The following is a 24155-nucleotide window of genomic DNA, read 5'->3' as shown; positions in this document are numbered from 1 at the left end:
AGTTTAATTCTGTCGCTCAAGTTGGTTAAGTAATATTTCTAATGGTGAAGTATTACAGCCTTTCGCCACAAAACCAGTAAATTTTATGGGTTTAAGTTGATAAATCGCTTGTGCATCTTGTTCGCTATCAAATTCGGCAAATACACAGGATCCCGTTCCAGTCAACCTTGCTGGTGCATATTGTAGCAACCAAGAGAGTAATTCATCAATGATTGGATAGTGATTTCGCACAATTTTTTCACAATCATTACGATATTCATCAGTTAATAGCTGTGAAATTGGTTTCTTGGGGGTATTGCGAGTGAGATTAGCGTCCGCAAATATTCTCGCCGTTGAAATAGCTAACTCAGGTTTTAATACCAGATACCATTTTTCTTTTGGTTGGCAATGAATTATTTTTTCACCGACACCTTCAGCCACAGCGGCTAGTCCATCAATAAAAATAGGTACATCCGCACCTAATTTTACACCGATTTCGATTAATTGTTGTTTAGTTAATCCAGTTTTCCACAAATAGTTGAGAGCTACTAAAGTCGTTGCCGCATTTGATGAGCCACCACCAACACCACCGCCCATCGGGAGAATTTTATCTAAATGAATATTCGCACCAGATTGACAGCCAGTATATTGTTGCAATGCCGTGGCTGCACGATAAATCAAATTATCTTGTTTGTTTAAATTTGGAATATCGGGGGTTAATTGAATTTGATCATCATCACGTAAACTGATGTTTAACCAGTCGCCATAATCTAAAAATTGAAATAAGGTTTGTAATTCGTGATAGCCGTCAGGGCGTTTATTATTAATATATAAAAATAAATTCAGTTTGGCGGGGCTAGGGAAACGGATATGATTTCCCTGTTGAATGGTTGACATATCGGAAAGTGCGGTAGAAAAATGATAATTTTTCATTATAAAGTCCAATTATCCACTCGTATTTTTAAGGTTTGTGTCGAATTTTTTAGCAAAATATCTTTGGGTAATGCTGGTATGCGATCTTGATGATAAACTAAATAATCTGCCGTCCACAGCATACCATCCACTGCATAGTTAAAGCTCGACAAATAATGATTTTCACCTACTTGATAATCCGCTTTTTCGTCTGGCTGACCTTTTAACCAAGTGGCTAATTGTTCTAACGGCACGTCCATACCAACGATTTCTCGCACTAGATATTTGGCATCTTGTTCAGAACGTTGATGACCTTTATTATCTGAAATTGTCATGCCAGCATTGTGCATTTGCAAGGTTAAACTGCTTGCACTAATGGTAGAGTAAAGTTTTAACGTATAGTTTTTAGCATTGGTATATTGCCATTCAAAACGGCTGGAAAAGCGTTCTTTCTGGCTAATATAACCTAACTGCCCTTGGGCTTGATAGTTTTGGATTTGTTTAAGTTGGCTTAAATGTTGTTGCCAAGTGCGGTCATTCTTGCTAATCGTTTTAATATCGGTTGGACGTTGTTCACTGATGTCTAAACTTGAACAGCCAGTGAATAATATCGCAGATAATAAAATTAGGGATAAATGTTTGAGTTTCATTTTTAAATGAGTTCTTAAAAAGTCAGGGAGTATTCTAACTGGTTATTTTTATGAAGTCAAAATATCAAAGTGCGGTCTGATTTCAGCAATTTTTTGTTTTACCGCTAAAATCCGCCGAGCGGTAAGTTCATCTCGAATCCTTTGTTTTTCAAATCCGTCATTGATTACCTGTTGCACATCCACTTGTAAAGCAGTTTGATACAGTTGCCATAAATAGTCTTTTTGTGGGTATTCTCGTAGCTCAAAACCAGTGCGTCCACGACTATCTGCGACACAAACGGTTAGAAATTCTAAAAAGCGTTGCGGTTTACGCCATACATCAAATTGATTGAACAATTTAATAATCGTATTTGCTCGCAATTCAAAGGCTTTGTGAACATGGCTATGATATGCACAAGTCAGTTCCGCTAATACTTTGTCATAACTCGGCACTTTTAACCGATTGCTGAGATTTCGGGTGGGTTGAACGCCGTTTTTTTCGTGTCCATAGTGATGGGGTAAAATGGCTTTGGGCGTTAAGGCTTTGCCTAAATCATGACAAAGTGCGGCAAAACGCACCGCAGTTTTATTCAGTTCAGTTTGTTCGGTGAATAGGGTAGCCTGTTGTAACACCAACATGGTATGAATAAAACTATCAATTTCGGGGTGATGTTGGGCTGGATTTGGCACGCCATAAAGTGCATCTAATTCAGGGAATAATACAGCTAATGCACCAACTTTACGTAACACGAAAAAATAGATTTCAGGATTTTTTTCATTAAGGGCTTTTTCGGTTTCTAACCAAATGCGTTCAGCCGTTAAATGAGCAAGTTCTCCCTGATCGGTGAGGGTTTTCATTAATTTAATCGTTTCATCTGCAATCGTAAAACCTAAATAATGAAAACGAGCAGCAAAGCGAGCGACACGCAAAACACGCAAAGGATCTTCGGCAAACGCCGGGGAAATATGACGTAAAATGCGGTGATTTAAATCTTTAATACCACCAAAAGGATCGTACAGAGTGCCTTGTTCATCTTGGGCGATAGCATTAATGGTTAAATCTCGCCGAATCAGATCTTGCTCAAGGGTAATATCTGGAGAAAAGTCACACACAAACCCCGTATAACCTGAACCAGATTTTTGTTCAGTGCGAGCAAGAGCATATTCTTGTTTCGTTTTGGGGTGCAAAAAAACAGGGAAATCACTACCCACTTGTTGATAGCCCTGTTGAATAAGTTGTTCAGGTGTGCCACCCACAACCAGCCAATCTCGATCTTTAATAGGGAGATTCAATAATTGATCACGGACAGCACCACCAACTAAGAATGTTTGCATTTTCTGATGCCTGACACCTGTCATCTGATACCTGATTAAGCCCACCCGTCACGGCGACGACGTTTTGGCATAATCACTGGAATAATCAAACCAAGCAATAATCCCACACCAAGCACGGAACCACCATAAATAAACCATTGAATCGCAATTTCACGCTTACCTGCATCAAGCAAAGCCTCTAAATCACGATTTTTATTTTTAGTGATTTCTAATTCACGTTTTAATTGAGAATTTTCTTCTAATAATTGACTGCTACGCTGATCACTGTCAGCAGAACGGCGTTGCATTTCTACGGTACGTTGTTGCCAGTCTTTATCAATATTATTTAGTTTTAAGGTTAAATCCTGAACTTTGGCTCTTAACTGTGGATTTTCATTTTTAGCACTGGGTGTTGAACTTAATTCGCTAGTTAAAATCCATGCTTCACGATTTTTACTATCTCGAATTAAAGTATAACGATCTTTATGATCTAATACATTAACTGGTTCGCCAGCTTGAATTGAACCCGCAATTTTAAAGTTATCACCCGCACCTTTGCGTAAAAAGGTATGCAAATTTTCAGTCACATATTGTGTTTCGGCTTGTGCCATTTGAATAGTCGTACCAAATAATAGAGAAGAAAGTAGTAGTTTTAACCATTTTTGCATTAACGTAATCTCCTTAAACATGATAGAAAAAAATGGTGTATTTTTTAATATTTTTTGACCGCACTTTTTGAAATACCTTAACGGAAAATGAGGTCCAAAACAAAATAAATAATAATAGCGAAAAAAGCACCAGCTGGAAGTGTGACAATCCAAGAGGCAATAATATTACGAATTACATTTAAGTTTAATGCCGCAATACCTCGAGCCAATCCGATACCTAAAACCGCACCTACTAGGGTTTGCGTAGTAGAAATCGGTAAGCCAGTGCCTGATGCTACAACAACAGTAGCTGCGGTGGCGAACTGAGCAGAGAAACCTCGGCTCGGGGTTAAATCGGTAATCCCTGTTCCGATAGTTGCCATAACTTTATAACCCATAATAATTAAACCCATTGCAATACCTGCTGCACCTAAAGGTAAAACCCACCAAGCCATCGGGGCGGTTGCCATAATATTGCCACCGTTTTCAACAATAGTCACAACCGCAGCTAAAGGACCGATAGCGTTAGCTACATCATTTGAACCATGTGCAAATGCCATGGCACAGGCGGTCATTAACATAAGAATACTAAATACACGTTCAACGCCGCCAAACACGCCACTACGTGCTTTTTTGATAAAGTTTTTACTGCGAAAATAGAAATAGCTAATTACTACAGATACAAGACTAATTGCAAGAGATATAAGGATTGTTTCACCAGTGGTTAAACTTAACCCGATATGTTTTAATCCTTTGGCAACAGTAACAATGACCAAAATAAACACAGTTAATCCCATAAAATAAGGACCATATTTTTGAGCATTATGTAAGGGTTTTTCAGTATCAAAAATTAATTTTTGAATAACAAAGAAAATTCCATAGGCTAATACGCCAGCAATAACAGGTGTGATAAACCAACTACCAACAATACCACTAATAACTCCCCACCGCACTGAATGAGTTCCAGCGGTAATACAAGCGAAACCAATAATTGCACCAACAATAGAATGGGTCGTAGAAACTGGCCAGCCCCAACGAGAGGCAATTAATAACCAAGAACCAGAAGCAAAGAGAGCAGACATCATGCCTAATACCAAGGTATCAGGAGTATTAATAAAGTTGGCTGGGTAGATGATTCCACTTTTTATGGTTTCCGTCACTTCGCCACCAGCCAAGTAAGCACCAGCACATTCAAAGATTAAAGCAATAATAATAGCTTGCTTCGCATTGATCGTTTTAGAACCAACGGAAGTTCCCATTGCATTCGAAACGTCATTTGCTCCCACACCAAAAGCCATAAAAAAGGCAAAGCTGGCAGTGATAATAATTAGAATGGTACCGTAGTCTTGTAATACGTCCATAGTCTATCTCCTATGTAATCATTACGAACGTGCCAGCATCAGTTCGATACGAGAGCCAACACGTTGTGCTTGATCGGCGAGTACACCAACCCATTCAAAAATTTTGTATAAGAACATCACATCAATAGGATTATATTGGTTTTCAATTTGACGTAACATTCTACGTAATTTAATCTGCATTTGATCCGTATCATCTTCAATAATATCTAATTCATTAATCATATCATTGACAAATTTGAGTTCACGCCCTTTAAAGCCAGTTTCTAATAATTGATCCATTTCTCTAATCACATTATGAGCCTGCACAGTAGCATCTAAACTGCGACAAAGAAATTTCATAAAATCTTCTTGTAAACCATCAGGAATACCAAATTGACGACCTACCATTCGACCAGCAATATCTTTAGCATAATTGGCTAATTTATCTTGCTGGGTTACCAATTCAAGTAAATCGGTACGATCAATAGGTAAGAATAAACCTCGTGGTAATTTTAAACGGATTTCGCGTTTCAACGAATCTGCTTGGCGTTCTGTTTCTGAAATTTGCAAACGTAGTTGTTCTGATTTTTCCCACTCGGTGTTAAAAGTGGCTTCGAAAAAAGGAATCAGCAAGCTACAGGCTTCTGTTACTTTATCAGAATGTTGTTGTAATGGTTTTAAGGGGGAATGGGCAAATAATCCTAGGATATTGTTAATTGCCATAGAAAACTCCAAATTAATCAATAAAATTGCGTGCATATTACCTTAAATATGCGAAAAATTCACGATCTAAATGAAAAAAGCTCTATAATAAAGCAAGATTTTTACTTATTAAGGACGTAAAAATGTCAAATGAAATCGAATTGAAATTAGCGGTAACGCCAGAAATTGCCGATCAGTTTTCACAAATATTAAGTGATTTTCATATTTTAAAACAAGATAAGCTATTTTTAGGTAATATCTATTACGATACAGCAGATCGCTATTTTGCCCAACATAAAATGGGACTCAGAGTGCGGTCGGAAAATCAGCAGTTTACCATGACTTTAAAAACCAATGGCAATGTGACAGGGGGATTGCATATTCGCCCTGAATATAATTTCCCGTTGAACTCGGCTCAACCTGATGTCGCTGTTTTGCAACAAATAGATAATATTGATCTCCCAACCGATCTCAAATTAGCACCTATTTTTAGCACTGATTTTACTCGTCAAGTTTGGCTGATTGAATGTGCTAAACATACGGAAATTGAAATTGCGTTAGATCGTGGTGAAATTAAAGCAAATGGTCAAATTGAGCCGATTTGTGAAATTGAATTTGAATTAAAAAGTGGTGAGTTACAGGATTTATTTACTTTCGTGGCAAATTTAAGTTTTGTAGATGGGGTAAGATTGAGTTCAGTCAGCAAAGCCAAACGAGGCTATCAGTTGGCTCAAGGCGATTTACCAAAAGTGATTGACTGGATTGAGAAATGGCGAGATTTTTTACATAGCAAACAAACTGCGGTGAATTCTCAACAAATTTTGACCGCACTTTTGGCTTATGAACAGCAATTAATTGAAGAAACAATGCAGTTTGGCATAAATTTCTTTGCTCAAGAATTTATTAAAACAGTTGAACGGATTGGTACATTTTTCAATTTATATCATTATTATGTGGATAATGGACATTTAATCCAAACGGTTTTCGAGCAACAAAATCAACAAGTTGATCAAAGTGTTGTTATTGAGATAGTGGAAAATAATCAATACCTGTTTGAGCAAATTGGTCAAATTATTGGTTTACATAGCGAAAGTAAGGATAATCAGTTAGCCATGCAAAAATTAAATGACTTACTGCATCAAGGGCAATATGTAAGACGTATGCTTAATTTAATTAAATTAACGGTAAATTAACATGGCAAAAGCACCTAAAACAGCTTATGTTTGTAATGATTGTGGAGCAGAATTTGCTCGTTGGCAAGGACAGTGTTCGGCGTGTAAATCGTGGAATACGATTAGTGAAGTCCGCCTAGTTTCTGCAAAATCTAGCTCTAAAGGAGATCGATTTAGTGGTTATGCTGGAGAAACACAAGCGAAAATCCAAACACTATCAGAAATTAGTTTACAAGAAACGCCGAGGTTTTCCAGTGGATTTAATGAATTAGATCGGGTGCTAGGGGGCGGAATCGTACCAGGATCAGCGATTTTGATCGGCGGACACCCTGGAGCAGGGAAATCCACCTTGTTATTACAAGTGATGTGTGGATTGGCTCAAAATATGACCGCACTTTATGTCACGGGTGAAGAAAGTTTACAACAGGTTGCCATGCGTGCAAATCGTTTGGGTTTACCCTCAGATCGTTTACAAATGCTATCGGAAACCTCTGTCGAACAAATTTGTAATTTGGCAGATCAACTTAAACCACAAATTATTGTGATCGACTCTATCCAAGTGATGCACCTTGCCGATATTCAATCCAGCCCTGGTTCAGTGGCTCAAGTACGAGAATGTGCTTCCTTTTTAACTCGTTATGCCAAAACTCGCCAAGTGGCTATTATTATGGTGGGACATGTCACCAAGGACGGCACACTTGCTGGTCCAAAAGTATTGGAACACTGTATTGACTGTTCGATTTTATTAGAAGGGGAATCCGATAACCGTTACCGCACCTTACGTAGCCATAAAAACCGTTTTGGTGCCGTGAATGAGTTAGGGGTTTTTGCTATGACTGAACAGGGTTTAAAAGAAGTGAAAAATCCATCGGCAATTTTTTTAAGTCGTGGAGATGAACTCACATCAGGCAGTTCAGTGATGGTGTTATGGGAGGGAACGCGTCCATTATTAGTGGAGATTCAAGCCTTAGTGGATCATTCTATGTTGGCAAATCCACGCCGTGTTGCGGTGGGGTTAGAACAAAATCGACTGGCATTATTGCTGGCAGTATTGCACCGTCACGGTGGTTTACAGATGTCTGATCAAGATGTTTTTGTGAACGTGGTAGGGGGGGTGAAAGTAACCGAAACCAGTGCAGATCTTGCTTTATTATTAGCCTTAATTTCTAGTTTTCGCAATCGTCCTTTACCGCAAGATTTGGTGGTATTTGGTGAGGTAGGGTTAGCTGGTGAAATTCGTCCTGTACCTAGTGGTCAAGAACGCATTTATGAAGCAGGAAAACATGGGTTCAAGCGAGCTATTGTACCCTTTGCCAATAAGCCGAAAAGTGCGGTGCAAAATATGCAAGTTTTTACCGTGAAGAAATTAGCCGATGCGTTAGAAATATTGGATAATTTTTGATAGAGATGAAAATATCTCCTAGATCAAATACCCCGTACTAGCGTACGGGGTTAAGTATGGTGACGATGCTCCGCATCTTATTTTGTTTCTAACTAAAACCCTTCTTCAAATTCTTCTCTTGTCGCCACTTTAATTTGCATGTGTTCACGGTTTAAACCGAGGTCAAAGGCAATGGCAATCGCCACGAAAATGGAAGAATAGGTACCAAATCCGATACCGATTAATAATGCCAACGAGAAACTATGAATACTGCTACCACCAAAATAGAGTAAGGTAAATACAACAAACAAGGTGGTTAGTGATGTGATCATCGTTCTTGATAGGGTTTGGGTTAATGAAATATCGATCACTTCCTGACTGCTCATGCGACGAATTTTGCGGAAGTTTTCACGTACACGGTCGAATACCACGATACTATCGTTCAATGAGTAACCGACCACGGTGAGGATTGCTGCAACGAAAGTTAAATCGATCTCAATTTGTAAAAATGAGAAAATTCCTAAGGTTACAATTACGTCATGAGCAAGAGCGAGAATACCGCCGACCCCTAAACGCCATTCAAATCGCATTCCGACATAACCTAATAATAGGATTAATGTGGCTAAGGTGGCATAAATAGCACCTTGGGTTAATTCTTCACCTACATTTGGACCAACAAATTCTACTGATTTCACTTCAATATTGGCATCAAGTGCGGTCATCATGTCTTTAATTTCAGTACCAATTTTGGCATCACTGGCGGTTGCTGGTAAACGAATGATGACATCGCTAGTTGAACCTGTTGTTTGTACCAACGCACTGGCAATACCATTATTGCTTAAGGTTGAACGAACTTGATCCAGATTGGCAGGTTGTGAAAAATGGGTATCAATCACTACACCACCAGTAAAATCTAAGCCCCAGTTAAAGCCTTTGGTAAACATACAAAAAATGCAGAATCCAGTTAATAACAAAGAGAAAAGATAACCAAATTTGCGGTAATTCATAAAGCGGATTAAGCTAAAAGGTAAGCCTATTCCTTGATATTCGTGCTTTTGTTTAAGTAAACTCACAATATTTCTCCGCACTTAAATAGATAATTTTTCAACACGTTTGCCACCGTAAATCCAGTTGACCAGCATACGTGTGCCTGTAATGGCGGTAAACATAGAGATTGCCACCCCTAAAGCAAGGGTTACTGCAAAGCCTTTTACTGGACCAGTTCCCACAGCATACAATACAACAGAGGTTAAAATCGTAGTTAAGTTGGCATCAAAAATAGATGACCAAGCACCATTATAACCCTCGTGAATGGCTTGTTGTATCGGGCGACCATTACGTATTTCTTCTTTAATTCGTTCAAATATAAGTACGTTCGCATCTACCGACATACCCACCGAGAGTATAATCCCCGCAATTCCTGGCATAGTGAGTGTGACCCCAGGTATTAAAGACATCAGACCGACAACCAAAATCATATTGGCACAAAGAGCAAGACTGGCAATTAAACCGAATAGTTTATAGAACACTAAACAGAATAAAATCACGATAACTAATCCCCAAAGACCTGCGGTTAAACCTTGTTCTACGTTTTGAGCACCTAATGAAGGTCCTACGGTACGTTCTTCCACAATTTGAATCGGGGCAGTTAACGCACCAGAACGAAGCAGAACGGATAAATTTTGTGCTTCTGCTGGGCTATCAATCCCAGTGATTTGGAATTGACTACCAAAACGACCTTGAATTGTTGCTACGTTAATCACTTCGGCATTTTTCTCTAAAATGACTTTGCCATTTTCATCTCTTTTACCGTTATCTTTGTATTCTACATATAACGTTGCCATCGGTTTTTTTAGATTAAGTTTAGTGGTATTTGCCATAATTTCACCACCTTCGCTATCTAAATTGACGCTGACTTGTGGGGTAGATGTATTATGATCTAAACCTGATGTAGCATTAGTAATATGTTCACCACCAAGCACGGCTTTACGATATAACGCCACAGGTCGTCCACTACGATCTAACTGAATTTCTGTATCAGACGGCACAATGCCACGAGCCAACGCTTCAGGGCTAACATTGCCATTCACCATACGGAATTCAAGGGTTGCAGTAGCACCTAATAATTCTTTAGCACGGGCAGTATCTTGAATCCCTGGTAATTCAACCACGATACGTTCTGCACCTTGACGCTGGATCACCGCTTCGGCTACGCCTAATTCTTCCACACGTTTACGCAAAATGCTTAAGTTTTGTTCAATCGCATGATCACGTGCTTCAATTAATGCTTTATCAGAGAGTGCTAATGCAATGGTGTCATCAGAGATTTCATTAATAGTCAGATTTGGGTGCTGTTTACGGATCAGCTGTTTGGCTTCAAACAGCTGTTCAGGTTTAGTCACGCTAAGGACAGTACTAAAATTGTCCCCATTTTTAACCGCTGAATATTGAATTTTTTCCTTACGTAATTCACCACGTAAACTATCTTGCAACTGTTCTTGGCGTTTGCCTAAAGCAGTATTCATATCCACTTCCATCAGAAAGCGTACGCCACCACGTAAGTCTAAGCCCCATTTCATTGGGTTGCCTCCAATACTACTTAACCAAGCTGGTGTAGCTGGGGCAAGGTTTAATGCGGTTGAATAGCTATTGCCTAATTTTTCAGTAATTTTATCTTTAGCTAATAGCTGATCAGTGGTATTAGCAAAACGGGCTAAAATTGAACCGTTTTCTAATAGAATAGATTTTGCACTAATATTGTTACTCGTCAGGGCAGCTTGCACCTCTGTTAAGATAGTTTCTGTTGCTTGTTGACCACGAGTACCCGAGATTTGCACGGCAGGATCTTCGCCGTAAATATTTGGAAGAGCATATAATGTACCAATGGCGATCATAAAGATCACCATTAGATTCTTCCATAAAGGGAAACGGTTTAACATCGGTTAATACCTTTTTATGAAATTAAAGAGATTTGATTGAGCCTTTTGGTAACACGGCAACGATAAAGTTACGTTTAATGGTAACTTCATTAGTTGGATTTAAGGCAATCACTACTTCATCACTGTTTTCAGATAATTTAGTAATTTTACCGATCAAACCGCCAGAGGTTAAAATTTCAGAGCCTTTGGCTAAAGAATCCATTAAGGCTTTATGTTCTTTGTTACGTTTGGCTTGTGGGCGATAAATCATAAAATAGAAAATTAAACCAAAAATTGCAAAAATAATTAACATAGACATTGGACTGCTTTGTTGTGCTTCCATTTTTATTTTCCTTTGTGTTGATAAATATAAAAAATAGGTGGCTAAAATAGCATAAAATAATTAAAAATGCTATTTATGCCCGTACTTTTTGTAAAGGTGGTACTTCCTTACCAATTTTGGCATAAAATTCCACCACAAAATCCTCAAAACGATCTTGTTCAATAGCGGTACGAATCTGTTCCATCAAGCGTTGATAATAACGCAAATTATGGATTGTATTCAGTCTAGCCCCCAAAATCTCACCACACTTATCTAAATGATATAAATAAGATTTGGTGTAATGTTTGCAGGTGTAACAATCACATTCAGGATCCAATGTACTGGTATCATCACGATATTTAGCATTACGAATTTTCACAATGCCGTCCGATACAAACAAGTGTCCATTACGTGCGTTACGAGTCGGCATCACGCAATCAAACATATCAATGCCACGGCGAACGCCCTCCACTAAATCTTCAGGCTTACCCACACCCATTAAATAACGCGGTTTATCTTGTGGCAATAAGGGATTGACAAATTCCAAAATGTGGTGCATTTCTTGTTTCGGCTCACCGACCGCCAAACCGCCCACTGCATAACCGTCAAAGCCAATATTCACTAAGCCCTCAATGGAAATTTTACGTAATTCTTCAAAAGTACCGCCTTGCACAATACCAAATAACGCATTTTGATTTTCCAACTCATCAAACCGCTGACGGCTACGTTTCGCCCAACGCAATGACATTTCCATGGAGTTTTTAGCATAATCAAAGGTCGCTGGATAAGGTGTACATTCATCAAAAATCATCACAATATCCGACCCGAGATCGTATTGAATTTCCATAGATTTTTCAGGGGATAAAAAGATCTTTTCACCGCTAATCGGATTTTGGAAGTGTACCCCTTCTTCTTTGATTTTGCGTAATTTACCTAAGCTAAACACCTGAAAACCGCCAGAATCGGTCAAAATCGGTCTATGCCATTGCATAAAATCGTGTAAATCACCATGTTTACGCATCACTTCCTGCCCTGGGCGTAGCCATAGATGAAAGGTATTACCGAGTAAAATTTCCGCCCCCGTGGCACGCACTTCTTCGGGGGTCATACCTTTGACAGTGCCGTAAGTTCCCACTGGCATAAAGGCGGGGGTTTGGACGGTAAAGTCGCCTTGTGGACGGGTGAAGATCATTTCGCCACGGCGGGCAGAGCCGTTAGTTTTTTTTAAATTAAATTTCATAGTTTTCCTTTTCGAATAAACAGTTCGATGGTGTTTTTTTGTTTAAAATTGTTTTTTATAAATTTGTGTTTTTTATTACAATCGGGTTTCGCCGATGGCGACTTACTTTTTCTTTGCTTGTGCAAAGAAAAAGTAAGCAAAAAGAAACACACCCCAATTTTATTTTCAATACCTAGCACTAGCGTACTAGGTTACGTATAGTCACGCTACTCCGTAGCTTAGGACAAAATCTCAATTTCTTCACCGCACTTTTATTTATATTCGTTCAAATTGGGTCCCCGTCTGAGCCGCCTGAGCGTTTTGGTATTTTTAGCTAAATTTTGCATGTCTGAGCGAAGCGAGTTCAAAATTTAGCGTTAAGAAAATACCAAATAAGCGAAGAAAAGCGGTGAAGTCGGGGCGTGTTTTCTTTTGCCTACTTTTCTTTGCACGAGCAAAGAAAAGTACGGTCGCCCATCGGGCGAAACCCGATCTAAAAAATGTTATTTAGTATTTAAACGTCAACTTTTTTACTGATAAACATCGCATCCCCATAACTAAAAAACCGATACCGATTTTCCACCGCACTTTTATACGCAGCCATCACATTCTCATACCCCGCAAACGCCGACACCAACATAATCAACGTACTTTCTGGCAAATGGAAATTAGTAATCAAACAATCTACTACCCGAAATTTTTTCCCTGGGTAAATAAAAATTGAAGTATCAGAAAAATATGGCTCAATAATCTGCGAACTGCCTTTTTCTTCCGCAAATAATGCCGCACTTTCCAGCGAACGTACCGAAGTTGTCCCCACTGCAATCACACGCTTACCTGCCGATTTTGTAGCTAATACCGCATCGACCACATCTTGTGGCACTTCCACATATTCGGCGTGCATCTGGTGATCTTCAATTTTCTCCACTCGCACAGGTTGGAATGTTCCCGCCCCAACGTGCAAGGTAACAAAGGCAAAATTCACCCCTTTGGCTTTTAATTTTGCTAACAATTCATCATCAAAATGCAAACCAGCGGTCGGAGCTGCCACTGCCCCAGGGATTTTGTTATACACCGTTTGATAACGCTCTTGATCCGCTTCTTCATCGGGACGATCAATATAAGGCGGTAATGGAATATGTCCGATTTTATTCAATACGTCTAAAACCGCGGTGTTTTTATCGGCAATTTCTAATTCAAACAACGCCTCTTGACGACCAAGCATCGTAACCGCAATGCCGTTATTTTCGCCAAGTTTATCTTCACCCAACACTAAAACCGCCCCGTTTTTTGGGGCTTTACTGGAACGAATATGGGCTAAAAATGTGCTTTCACTCAATACCCGTTCAACTAGCACTTCAACCTTGCCCCCACTGACTTTCCGCCCAAACATACGGGCAGGAATGACACGAGTATTGTTAAATACCAACAAATCGCCAGCATTGACTAAATCCAACACATCGGCAAAAGTGCGGTGAAAAATTTCACCGTTTTGACCATTTAATTGCAATAAACGGCTTGAAGTACGGTCAGGTTTCGGATAACGAGCAATCAGCTCATCGGGTAAATCAAAATAAAAATCGGATACCAGCATAAATTAACATCAGTCTTAATTTTAAATGTGCGATAGTCTATTGTGATTTTCTTTTTAGCACAAGCAAAAACCTTTATTTATTAGCATTTTTTCGCTAGAATTAAACGCTTAATCTGATTACAAAAAACAACAGTCAAATGTCAAAAATTGCTAAATTTTATCTACTCAAACAATCCCAATCGCAACATGAGCTTTCAGAATCAGAGCTATTGGCTTGTGATCTGTCCGCTCAATTATGGCGACAAGGACAGCGTGTGTTAATCGCCTGCCAAAGCGAACAACAAGCGTTAAATTTAGATGAAGCCTTGTGGGCAAGAGATCCCGAGCAATTTGTACCGCACAATTTATCAGGCGAAGTAACCAATTTCGCCACCCCGATCGAAATTAGCTGGATCGGCAAACGCAACGCTCAACGGCGAGATGTGTTGATTAATTTACAACAAACTATTCCTGATTATGTGTCCGCCTTTAATCAAGTAATTGATTTTGTGCCAGCAGACGAACAACAGAAAGCCATTGCCCGAGAACGGTATAAGCAATATCGGCAAATGGGGTGGCAGATGGAGATGGTGGAATAAAATGACCAAAGAAGAAGCAATAAAAAAAACACAACGATATGCTGATTTTATGAAAAGCGTGGATGGACGAGAAGAAAAAGCATGAAGTTTTAACGTTTCAACGTCCGAATGGAAATATTGTGCAACATTATCCTGACGGAACAGAAATTGTAATTAAGTATGCAGAAACGAGTAGCAGTACGAACCCTTGATTTTTTCGATCGCCATGTTACTAAATTGATGATCGAAAAATACGGCTTTAAAGAAATAGACGCAATTCGTGCATTTTTGCAATCTGAAACCTATCAAATGTTGATTGATAGTGAATTAGAATTATATAAATTAAGCCCTTATGCGTTATTTGATTTATGGGAAAGCGAAAAGGTAACAGGCGATCCTCGCAATTCGGTTTATATTCGAGCAAATTAAAATGAGTAAAGAGAGCGAATTTTTTATCTATTTGTTAGAACGTTATGCGGAATATAAACATCAGTCCGCTGATGTTGTGTTAAAACAATGGGATAATTTAGGTTTAACGCAGTTTATTTATGATATGTATGGAATGTATCATTGCGAACGATTGCAAAATGCGTTTGATGATATTGATTTGTTAATAAAATCGTAAGGAATGTACAATATAAGGAGGGCTTTATGTTGCCAGAATATATACACGTTGGGTATAAAAAACAATCTAACACCAAGAGACTGTTAAAATGGGGTGTGGGGGTAATATTTACTATAGGTTTATCATTTATTCCCCTAAATGATTCCTATCAAAAAAGAAATTCTGAGATTTTTAATATTTCATCAAAATTAAATAGCTTATCTGAGCAACAAGAATATAAAGTAGATGAACTAAAGGATAAGATTGCTGAGTTAGAAGCAAAATTATTGGAAACCCCATTTCTATCTTACATTCATCCAACTAGAGAGATGTATTATCAGTATTATTCTTGTCGGTTGAAAAGTTTGATTGCTGAATACGACTTATATGAAAAAGATAATGCTAATATTGTAAATCCAGCAATACATGATATTGTCGGTTTTTCTAAAAGGATAATGAACCTTGCTGGTAATAGTCATCCAGAAAAAACTGTTTATACAACAGAAGAATATAAAAATAAAACTCAATTAACCGAAGAAGAAAGATTCTATTATTATGTTAATAAAGATATGGAAAGCAATTCTATTTCACAAGAATGTTTAGAATTTTTAGATAAAGAGAAACTAAAACAATGACACAAAACCTTCAAATGGCAGACCGCTTTGAGCCGTCTGCGGTAGAACAAGCCTTGTATCGCCACTGGGAAGAACAAGGGTATTTTAAACCAAGCGAAGATGAGAGCCAACAGGGCTACTGCATCGCTATTCCACCGCCGAATGTAACTGGGTCGTTGCACATGGGACACGCTTTCCAACAAACCTTAATGGATACACTAATCCGTTTTAACCGTATGGAAGGCAATAATACGCTGTGGCAAACGGGTACTGACCACGCAGGGATTGCGACTCAAATGGTGGTGGAACGCAAGATTGCAGCGGAAGAAGGCAAAACTCGCCACGATTATGGGCGTGAAGCCTTTATCAACAAAATTTGGGACTGGAAAGCCTATTCGGGTGGGACGATCAGCCAGCAAATGCGGCGTTTGGGCAACTCGATCGACTGGGATCGTGAGCGTTTTACGATGGACGAAGGTCTTTCTAATGCGGTGAAAGAAGTTTTCGTTCGCCTGCACGAAGAGGGGCTGATTTATCGTGGCAAACGCCTTGTGAACTGGGATCCGAAATTGCACACAGCGATTTCTGATTTGGAAGTAGAAAACAAAGAGAGCAAAGGCTCGCTGTGGCATTTCCGCTATCCGTTAGCAAATGGAGCGAAAACCGCTGAAGGCAAGGATTATTTGGTGGTGGCGACTACTCGCCCTGAAACCGTACTCGGTGATACGGCGGTGGCGGTTCACCCTGAAGATGAGCGTTATCAATCACTTATCGGTAAATCGGTGATTCTGCCGTTAGCGAACCGTGAAATCCCGATTGTGGCGGACGATTATGTGGATCGTGAGTTCGGTACAGGCTGCGTGAAAATCACCCCTGCTCACGATTTCAACGATTACGAAGTGGGCAAACGCCATAATTTGCCGATGGTCAATGTGATGACCTTGAACGCCGATATTCGTGCAGAAGCGGAAATTGTCGGCTCAGACGGTAAAATTCTGGAAAATTACACCGCACTTATTCCAGCCGATTATCAAGGTTTAGAGCGTTTTGCGGCACGCAAAAAAGTGGTAGCCGATTTTGAAGCCTTGGGCTTATTAGAAGAGATCAAACCGCACGATCTCAAAGTGCCTTATGGCGACCGTGGTGGCGTGCCGATTGAGCCGATGCTGACCGATCAGTGGTATGTGAGCGTGAAACCCTTGGCAGAAGTCGCCACAAAAGCGGTGGAAGACGGCGAAATTCAATTCGTGCCAAAACAGTATGAAAACCTGTATTTCTCGTGGATGCGTGATATTCAGGACTGGTGTATTTCTCGCCAACTTTGGTGGGGACACCGTATTCCTGCGTGGTATGACGAAGCGGGTAATGTGTATGTGGCACGCTCCGAAGAAGAAGTGCGGGCGAAACATAATTTACCTGCGGATCTCGCCTTAAAACAAGATGAAGATGTGCTAGATACTTGGTTCTCATCGGGCTTGTGGACGTTCTCAACTCTTGGCTGGCCAGAGCAAACCAAAGAATTGCGTATGTATCACCCAACGGACGTACTGATTACGGGCTTTGACATCATTTTCTTCTGGGTGGCTCGTATGATTATGTTCACGATGCACTTTATCAAAGACGAAAATGGCAAACCGCAAGTACCGTTCAAAACCGTGTACGTTACGGGCTTGATTCGTGATGAAAATGGGCAAAAAATGTCCAAATCTAAAGGTAACGTGCTTGACCCGATCGATATGATTGACGGCATTTTGCTCGAAGATTTGCTTGAAAAACGCACTGGCAATATGATGCAGCCGCAACTGGCGGAGAAAATCGCCAAAGCGACTAAAAAAGAATTTGCGGACGGCATCGCCCCACACGGCACGGACGCATTGCGTTTCACGCTGGCAGCCTTGGCGAGCAACGGACGTGATATTAACTGGGATATGAAACGCCTTGAAGGCTACCGCAATTTCTGTAACAAATTGTGGAACGGCAGCCGTTTTGTTCTGACTAACGACAAACTGGATTTATCGGCTGGTGATGTAGAATTGTCGGTTGCAGATCGCTGGATTATTTCCACGTTCAACCGCACTGTGAACGAGTTCCGTACCGCTTTAAGTCAATACCGCTTTGACTTGGCAGCCAACGCCATTTACGACTTCACTTGGAATCAGTTCTGCGACTGGTATTTGGAACTCACCAAACCTGTGTTTGCCAACGGTACGGACGCTCAAAAACGTGGAGCAAGCCAAACGCTGGTGAACGTGCTTGAGCAGCTACTTCGCCTTGCTCACCCGATTATGCCATTTATCACCGAAGAAATTTGGCAAAAAGTGAAAGGCTTTGCTGGTGTGAGCGGTGAAACCATTATGTTGCAACCGTTCCCGAAAGTGAACGAACAAGCCATTGATGAACAAGCCGAAAGCGAAATTGAGTTCTTAAAAGAAATCATCGTCGCCGTACGTAATATCCGTGCCGAAAGCAACATCGCCCCAAGCAAAGGCTTGAATTTATTGTTGCGTAATGTGGACGTAGAAAATTGCAAAACTTTGCAAAAAAATGACCGCACTTTAAAAGCCTTAGCTAAGTTGGACGATGTAAAAGTGTTAGCAGACGGTGAAAAAGCCCCGTTATCGGTTGCGAAATTAGTTGGCAAAACCGAATTACTCGTGCCGATGGCAGGCTTTATCAACAAAGAAGCCGAACTTGCAAGACTTGCCAAAGAGATTGAAAAACTCAACGGCGAAGTAGCACGCATTGAAGCGAAACTTTCCAATGAAGCCTTTGTGGCAAAAGCCCCAGAGCAAGTGATTGCGAAAGAAAGGGAGAAAATGCAAGGGTATCGGGAAGGGATTGAGAAGTTAGTGAGCCAGCAAGCAGAAATTGAAGCCCTTTAATTGATAAATATCCTCTTGAATAAGGGGATATTTTTTATATTAGGAAATGATGTTATGAAAGATATTTATTTTTTGACCATTAGCCGAGAAAATACAGCACTATCGACCCAACCGCATTTAATGTTGTGTGGCGAGAATATTTCATTTTTAAATCCCATTTTGAAAAATTCTACATTAATAGAACAATCAGAGGATTTTTTTACGATGAAAGTGACTTTTTTTAAAGGAAGTCGATTTTCTCAAACATTAGAAAGTAAAGTGCTTTGTTCTGAAACTAAGTTATTTTGTAATAAAAATCAGTTACCTGAATGTAAATATCCTTGCTTGGGTAAAGTTGTGATTGCAACTGAAATTAAACAGATCGATGTAGAATTGATTAAAAATATTTCTTGGTTTATTCGAGGATCTGAAACATTAAAACAGGAAAGTTTAAAAGAATTACCTAATGAATGGCGGATTATTGATGGTCGTGGCATGGCTTTATTAGAAAAATATCCACAAAGTTTGAAACAATCTTGTCGTCAGCTCTTTTTGGTTATGTTAGGATTAGCCTATTATTATGCTTTGCAACAAATTAATGAAGAACTTTCTCGGGTTTTGGCTAAATCAGACAATACAAGCGAATTAGATCAACTTTATTCTGATGCTTCAATATTTAATGCCAGTTATTATTTTTATAATCCCATTGAATTTTCTCGTTATGCAACTTTTCGAACTTGGCAAGATGTGCGAGAAGCCTATCATCTTGAACAAAAAAATAAAGAAATTACTTCTCAATTAGCTCAAGTACATCAAATTTTAAGCTATACAGAACAGAAAAATGAACAAATATTAGATAAATTAAGAGATAAAAAAATAGCATGGTTTGCTGGTGTTATATCTGCATTGAGTTTATTTGAAGTGATTGATGTGATAAAAAATTGGTTAAGCTAGAAATTTAAATATTTAAACTAAGTGGGGGGAATGTAACAATATAAGGTGACAATATGAAAACTGACAAAATTTCTCCAGATACAGTGTCTGCACTATCAACTACAATGTTAATACCTTTATGGGCAAAAGCGGTTGAATTCGATCAAAAACAACCTTTATTACGTGATGCGGAAGCCGTACGTATGATAGGAATGATTGATTATGATTTCAGTCGCTTTGCAAAATCTAAAGCATCTCAAGTGGGGTGTTGCGGTCGAGCAGCGTTACTGGACGATATGGCAAATCGCTTTATTGCAGAATATCCAGATGCGGTTATCGTTGATTTGGGAGCAGGATTAGATGCTCGTTTTGAACGTTTAGGTAAACCGCCAATAACAGCTTGGTATGATTTAGATTTACCAGAAGTTATTGAGTTAAGAAGAATGTTATTGTCCGAAACCAGTAATCATTATTTGGCTGCTTCATTATTTGATGAAAGTTGGATGGAGATGGTGGCTGAATACAATAAGCCTGTGTTGTTAATTATTGAAGGGGTGTTAATGTATTTCCAGCCAGAGCAAGTGAAAGATTGGTTTGCATTGCTTGCTCGTAAATTACCTAATGCTGAAATTATTTTTGATACGTTGCCTAAAATAGCGATTGGTCGCCAAAAAAAACATGATGCACTTAAACATATTGAAAAACCACCTGAATTTAAATGGGGAATTAACCATATTGAAGATTTAAATCAATTAGGGCTGACTATTTTGGAAAATGTGGAATTAAGTAGCATTTGTGGTCAACGTTATCCGCTGATATTACGCTTATTATATTTAACCAAATGTGGGCGAAAAAAATTAGATATTCAGATAGTCAGAGCAAAAATTTGTTCGAATGAATAAAATCGCGAAAATGCCCTTTATGCTAAAAGGGCATTATTTGTATTTTTAATGGAGCCTATACCAAAATTTGTGTAAATACCTGTTTCTGAGATAATAACCAAAAACAGGTATTTTCATTATGAATGAACAACAAATTAAATTATTGGCTAACGAACTTGCCAAAAACCTCAAAACACCAGAAGATCTCAATCAGCTTTCTCGCGTGCTGAAAAAAATCACTGTGGAAGCCGCTCTCAATACTGAGCTTACAGAACATCTTGGTTATAAGAAAAATCAGCCAAGAAAGGCTAAAAATAGCCGAAATGGTTATAGTCAAAAAACCTTGCTCACCGATGAGGGAGATATTGAACTTAACATTCCCCGAGATCGTGAAAGCACCTTTGAACCCCAAATTATTAAGAAAAATCAAACTCGCATTACGGGTATGGATGAGCAAATCATTGCCTTATATGCCAAAGGGTTAAGTAATCAAGAGATTGTTGATTCGTTTAAGGAATTTTATGATGCCGATGTTTCATCTAGCCTAATTTCTCGGGTGACTGATTCAGTCAAAGAACGCATTATTGAGTGGCAAAATGAACCCCTTAATGCGGTGTATGCCATTGTTTATTTGGATTGTATCGTGGTGAAAGTTCGCCAAGACGGACGCATTATCAATAAAGCCGTGTTTGTCGCTCTTGGTGTGAATCTGGACGGACGCAAAGAGCTGTTAGGGCTGTGGATTGCCGAAAATGAAGGGTCAAAATTTTGGTTAAACGTACTAACCGAGCTTAAAAATCGTGGCGTACAGGATATTCTGATTGCTTGCATTGATGGTTTAAAAGGCTTTCCTGAAGCGATTAATACTGTTTTTCCTGAAACGAAAATTCAGCTTTGTATCGTGCATATGGTTCGTAATAGTTTGAAATATGTCACTTGGAAAGATTACAAAGCCGTGACAGCGGATTTAAAGCTGATTTATCAAGCACCTACGGAACAGGTAGCCCTACAGGCACTGGCTAATTTTGAGCAAAAATGGCAAGCAAAATACCCCTTAATCGCCAAAAGCTGGCAGACTCATTGGGCGAATTTAGCCACGATTTTCAGCTATCCTGAAGATATTCGCAAGGCAATTTACACGACAAATGCGATAGAATCGTTAAATAGCGTGATTCGACGAGTGATTAAAAAACGAAATGTCTTCCCGACAGACGAATCCGTGATTAAAATAGTCTGGCTTGCGATTAAAAATGCGTCTAAAAAATGGTCAATGCCAATCCGAAATTGGCGAGCAGCATTGAACCATTTTGTGCTAGAATTTGGTGATCGCTTAAATGATCACCTTTAAGTGAAATTGGTGTTTACACAAAATGTGGGATAGGCTCTTTTAATGCGGATTTCTCGTGTTCGTCCCATTTAAATTCCGCATCAACAACCCATAATCTAATTCAATATCCGCTGGTACATCTAAAAACACAAAATGTCCATCGCCAAGACCTGCTTCAACATGTTCATTTTTACGGTTTAACATACGTTCGATTTTGAAAACGATATTGCCTTTGGGGGTCATCATTTCCACCGAATCGCCCACTAAGAATTTATTTTTCACCGCCACTTCCGCCATACCTTGATCATTACGTTTACCCGTAAATTCGCCGACAAATTGTTGACGTTCGGAAATGGAGTAGCCGTATTCATAATTTTGATATTCATCGTGGGTGTGTCGGCGTAAGAAACCCTCGGTGTAGCCACGGTGAGCAAGGCTTTCTAAGGTATCCATCAGGCTCTCATCAAACGGTTTGCCCGCGGCAGCATCATCAATGGCTTTGCGATACACTTGAGCGGTTCTGGCACAGTAATAGAACGATTTTGTCCGTCCTTCGATTTTCAGGGAATGAACGCCTAATTTTGTTAATTGTTCAACATGTTGCACGGCACGCAAATCTTTTGAATTCATAAAATAGGTGCCGTGTTCATCTTCAAAAGCGGTCATTTGTTCATCAGGGCGGTGCGGTTCGGTGTATAAAAATACCTTGTCGGTATGGCTGCCCTCGCCTAAGGTAGGGGCAACATTTTTTACCTCAATTTCAGGTTCAAACTTTTGTACTGCCTCTTTTTCTACGATATTGCCGACCTCGTCAATGGTGCCTTCTTCCATTTTATATTCCCAACGGCAAGCGTTGGTGCAGGTGCCTTGATTCGGGTCGCGTTTGTTAATATAACCCGATAGCAAACAACGCCCTGAATACGCCATACACAACGCCCCATGTACGAAAATTTCCAGTTCCATATCAGGCACTTGCTGGCGAATTTCGGCGATTTCATCAAGGGAAAGTTCACGGGATAAAATTACACGGGTTAAGCCCATTTGCTTCCAAAATTTCACTGTCGCCCAGTTCACCGCATTGGCTTGCACGGAAAGATGAATATCCATGTCAGGAAAATTCTCACGCACCATCATAATTAAACCAGGATCGGACATAATTAACGCATCGGGGTGCATATCCACGACCACTTTTAAATCTTTAATAAAGGTTTTTAATTTGGAATTATGTGGGGCGATATTCACCACCACATAGAATTTTTTGCCAAGAGAATGGGCTTCATCAATGGCAATTTTTAAATTGGCGTGGTTAAATTCGTTATTCCGCACACGCAAACTGTAACGGGGTTGTCCTGCATAAACGGCATCTGCACCATAGGCAAACGCGTAACGCATATTTTTTAGCGTACCAGCAGGGGAAAGTAATTCGGGTTTGAACGTCATAATAAAATTTTCTCTGAGTACAAGTCAGTCATTCACATTGTGTGAACGGTTAAAAGGGCAGTATTTTAACAAAAAATATGCTAAAGTGCGGTAGAAATTTTGAATATTTTGGAAAATTTATGGCAACGGAAAATCTCAACAACTTTTCATTAATCAGCCGTTTATTCGGTAATTTATTTTATCGCTGTCCAACAGATCCGATTTTAGCTGGCGTATTTGGTTGGTTGCAACAGGGCGGATTAAGCCAAGTTTGGGCATTGGAAACCGATAAATCCACCCAATCCGCCATTGAAAGCCTGCAAGTCCCCTTGGATTTAACGTTGTTGGAGCAAGAATATCAAAAACTTTTTGCTAAAGTAGATCTTGCCATTTCGGCTTATGGCGTGGATGTGGCAGAATTTGTGGCATTTCGGCAAGCCCGAGCTATGCCAGAAGTGGAAAGTGCGGATCATTTTGGGTTACTTTTTTTAACCGCTTCTTGGATTGAAGATAACCTAGATTCAGTCGATGCTCAACAGGAATTATTTGAACGCTTTTTATTACCTTGTGCCAGTCAGTTTTTAAACAAAGTGGAAACACAGGCAAGTTTGCCGTTTTATAAAGCATTGGCATTGTTATCCCGAGAAATTTTAGCTGCAATGGCGGATGAATTAGAAGAAACGGCTTGAAATGTCGAGTGAAAGCATTATAATAAGAAAAGGTCGTAGGCAAGTGACTAGCTTGCCTACTTCCTAGCCGTTAGGCTAATTTTTTGATCAAGTCAAGTAGTATATCTAGTACGGTCAATACTTCAATACTACTTGCAATTA

23 protein-coding genes and 1 pseudogene are annotated in these 24155 nt (G+C 39.5%); 12 read left to right on the top strand and 12 right to left on the bottom strand.

The annotated features are described in order from the left end of the window. Positions 1-3: 3 nt before the first annotated feature. From ispE to O1Q81_RS08045, 6 genes are all read right to left on the bottom strand, one after another. Positions 4-912: a 4-(cytidine 5'-diphospho)-2-C-methyl-D-erythritol kinase gene (ispE, locus tag O1Q81_RS08070; protein WP_386692801.1), complete on the bottom strand. Its 909-nt coding sequence runs from the start codon at positions 910-912 to the stop codon at positions 4-6. Further along, entirely contained in the window at positions 912-1541 is a 630-nt protein-coding gene (gene lolB / locus O1Q81_RS08065; RefSeq protein WP_386686720.1) for a lipoprotein insertase outer membrane protein LolB, read from the bottom strand. Before lolB ends, ispE begins: the two co-directional genes overlap by 1 nt. Before the next feature lie 48 nt (positions 1542-1589). After that, complete coding sequence (locus O1Q81_RS08060) at positions 1590-2855, bottom strand: multifunctional CCA addition/repair protein (RefSeq protein ID WP_386696969.1); 1266 nt, start codon at positions 2853-2855, stop codon at positions 1590-1592. Between the two features lie 35 nt (positions 2856-2890). After that, positions 2891-3502, bottom strand: a complete 612-nt coding sequence (locus O1Q81_RS08055; RefSeq protein WP_386686716.1) for a TIGR04211 family SH3 domain-containing protein — start codon at positions 3500-3502, stop codon at positions 2891-2893. Between the two features lie 77 nt (positions 3503-3579). After that, positions 3580-4842 (bottom strand): inorganic phosphate transporter, encoded by a 1263-nt coding sequence (locus O1Q81_RS08050; RefSeq protein ID WP_386686713.1) that lies wholly within the window; start codon positions 4840-4842, stop codon positions 3580-3582. A gap of 21 nt (positions 4843-4863) precedes the next feature. Next, on the bottom strand, positions 4864-5544 hold the full coding sequence (locus tag O1Q81_RS08045) for a TIGR00153 family protein (protein WP_386696967.1): 681 nt from the start codon (positions 5542-5544) through the stop codon (positions 4864-4866). Between the two features lie 122 nt (positions 5545-5666). On the opposite strand from O1Q81_RS08045, the gene O1Q81_RS08040 reads away from it, so the two are divergent. Further along, the gene (locus tag O1Q81_RS08040) at positions 5667-6716 is read left to right on the top strand and encodes an inorganic triphosphatase (protein ID WP_386696965.1); all 1050 of its coding nucleotides are present in this window, start codon (positions 5667-5669) and stop codon (positions 6714-6716) included. Between the two features lies 1 nt (position 6717). Then, the gene (gene radA, locus O1Q81_RS08035; protein ID WP_386686706.1) at positions 6718-8097 is read left to right on the top strand and encodes a DNA repair protein RadA; all 1380 of its coding nucleotides are present in this window, start codon (positions 6718-6720) and stop codon (positions 8095-8097) included. A gap of 92 nt (positions 8098-8189) precedes the next feature. On the opposite strand, the gene secF is transcribed toward radA, so the two are convergent. The 5 genes from secF to queA all read right to left on the bottom strand — a co-directional run bounded on the left by secF (position 8190) and on the right by queA (position 14129). Then, positions 8190-9149 carry a protein translocase subunit SecF gene (gene secF, locus O1Q81_RS08030; RefSeq protein WP_386694286.1) on the bottom strand — a complete coding sequence of 320 codons (960 nt, stop codon included), beginning with the start codon at positions 9147-9149 and terminating at the stop codon, positions 8190-8192. 15 nt (positions 9150-9164) lie between these two features. Continuing rightward, positions 9165-11015: a protein translocase subunit SecD gene (gene secD, locus O1Q81_RS08025; protein ID WP_386696963.1), complete on the bottom strand. Its 1851-nt coding sequence runs from the start codon at positions 11013-11015 to the stop codon at positions 9165-9167. 22 nt (positions 11016-11037) lie between these two features. Next, entirely contained in the window at positions 11038-11337 is a 300-nt protein-coding gene (gene yajC, locus O1Q81_RS08020; protein ID WP_386686700.1) for a preprotein translocase subunit YajC, read from the bottom strand. A 73-nt stretch (positions 11338-11410) separates the two neighbouring features. Continuing rightward, on the bottom strand, positions 11411-12556 hold the full coding sequence (gene tgt / locus O1Q81_RS08015) for a tRNA guanosine(34) transglycosylase Tgt (RefSeq protein ID WP_386696961.1): 1146 nt from the start codon (positions 12554-12556) through the stop codon (positions 11411-11413). A 493-nt stretch (positions 12557-13049) separates the two neighbouring features. Next, on the bottom strand, positions 13050-14129 hold the full coding sequence (queA, locus tag O1Q81_RS08010) for a tRNA preQ1(34) S-adenosylmethionine ribosyltransferase-isomerase QueA (protein ID WP_386696960.1): 1080 nt from the start codon (positions 14127-14129) through the stop codon (positions 13050-13052). A gap of 137 nt (positions 14130-14266) precedes the next feature. Here queA and O1Q81_RS08005 point away from each other — a divergent pair, with 137 nt between their 5' ends. The 9 genes and pseudogenes from O1Q81_RS08005 to O1Q81_RS07965 all read left to right on the top strand — a co-directional run bounded on the left by O1Q81_RS08005 (position 14267) and on the right by O1Q81_RS07965 (position 21927). Next, positions 14267-14707, top strand: coding sequence for a DNA polymerase III subunit chi (locus tag O1Q81_RS08005; RefSeq protein ID WP_386696958.1), 441 nt, complete (start codon positions 14267-14269; stop codon positions 14705-14707). Between the two features lies 1 nt (position 14708). Then, positions 14709-14898, top strand: a pseudogene (locus tag O1Q81_RS08000) (hypothetical protein). Further along, on the top strand, positions 14867-15115 hold the full coding sequence (locus tag O1Q81_RS07995) for a hypothetical protein (RefSeq protein ID WP_386696956.1): 249 nt from the start codon (positions 14867-14869) through the stop codon (positions 15113-15115). Before O1Q81_RS08000 ends, O1Q81_RS07995 begins: the two are co-directional and overlap by 32 nt. Position 15116: 1 nt before the next feature. Further along, a complete protein-coding gene (locus tag O1Q81_RS07990; RefSeq protein WP_386696954.1) occupies positions 15117-15311 on the top strand; it encodes a DUF3791 domain-containing protein in 195 nt (64 codons plus the stop codon). Between the two features lie 26 nt (positions 15312-15337). Then, positions 15338-15925 (top strand): hypothetical protein, encoded by a 588-nt coding sequence (locus O1Q81_RS07985; protein ID WP_386696953.1) that lies wholly within the window; start codon positions 15338-15340, stop codon positions 15923-15925. After that, positions 15922-18786, top strand: coding sequence for a valine--tRNA ligase (locus O1Q81_RS07980; RefSeq protein WP_386696951.1), 2865 nt, complete (start codon positions 15922-15924; stop codon positions 18784-18786). The genes O1Q81_RS07985 and O1Q81_RS07980 overlap by 4 nt, the downstream gene beginning before the upstream one ends. 54 nt (positions 18787-18840) lie before the next feature. Then, positions 18841-19719 (top strand): hypothetical protein, encoded by an 879-nt coding sequence (locus O1Q81_RS07975; protein ID WP_386696949.1) that lies wholly within the window; start codon positions 18841-18843, stop codon positions 19717-19719. A 53-nt stretch (positions 19720-19772) separates the two neighbouring features. Continuing rightward, positions 19773-20600: a class I SAM-dependent methyltransferase gene (locus O1Q81_RS07970; protein ID WP_386686680.1), complete on the top strand. Its 828-nt coding sequence runs from the start codon at positions 19773-19775 to the stop codon at positions 20598-20600. 118 nt (positions 20601-20718) lie between these two features. Further along, positions 20719-21927: an IS256 family transposase gene (locus O1Q81_RS07965; RefSeq protein WP_386696947.1), complete on the top strand. Its 1209-nt coding sequence runs from the start codon at positions 20719-20721 to the stop codon at positions 21925-21927. Between the two features lie 39 nt (positions 21928-21966). Here O1Q81_RS07965 and yegQ read toward each other — a convergent pair whose 3' ends face one another. Continuing rightward, the gene (gene yegQ / locus O1Q81_RS07960; protein WP_386696945.1) at positions 21967-23346 is read right to left on the bottom strand and encodes a tRNA 5-hydroxyuridine modification protein YegQ; all 1380 of its coding nucleotides are present in this window, start codon (positions 23344-23346) and stop codon (positions 21967-21969) included. A gap of 119 nt (positions 23347-23465) precedes the next feature. On the opposite strand from yegQ, the gene O1Q81_RS07955 reads away from it, so the two are divergent. Then, positions 23466-24014 (top strand): molecular chaperone, encoded by a 549-nt coding sequence (locus tag O1Q81_RS07955; RefSeq protein WP_386686675.1) that lies wholly within the window; start codon positions 23466-23468, stop codon positions 24012-24014. Positions 24015-24155 lie beyond the last annotated feature (141 nt).

It is taken from the genome of Lonepinella sp. MS14436, from assembly GCF_042470565.1.
Classification (GTDB): Bacteria; Pseudomonadota; Gammaproteobacteria; order Enterobacterales; family Pasteurellaceae; genus Lonepinella.
The sequence above is the reverse complement of the archived record's forward strand: the minus strand, read 5'-3'. Positions and strand labels throughout refer to the sequence as shown.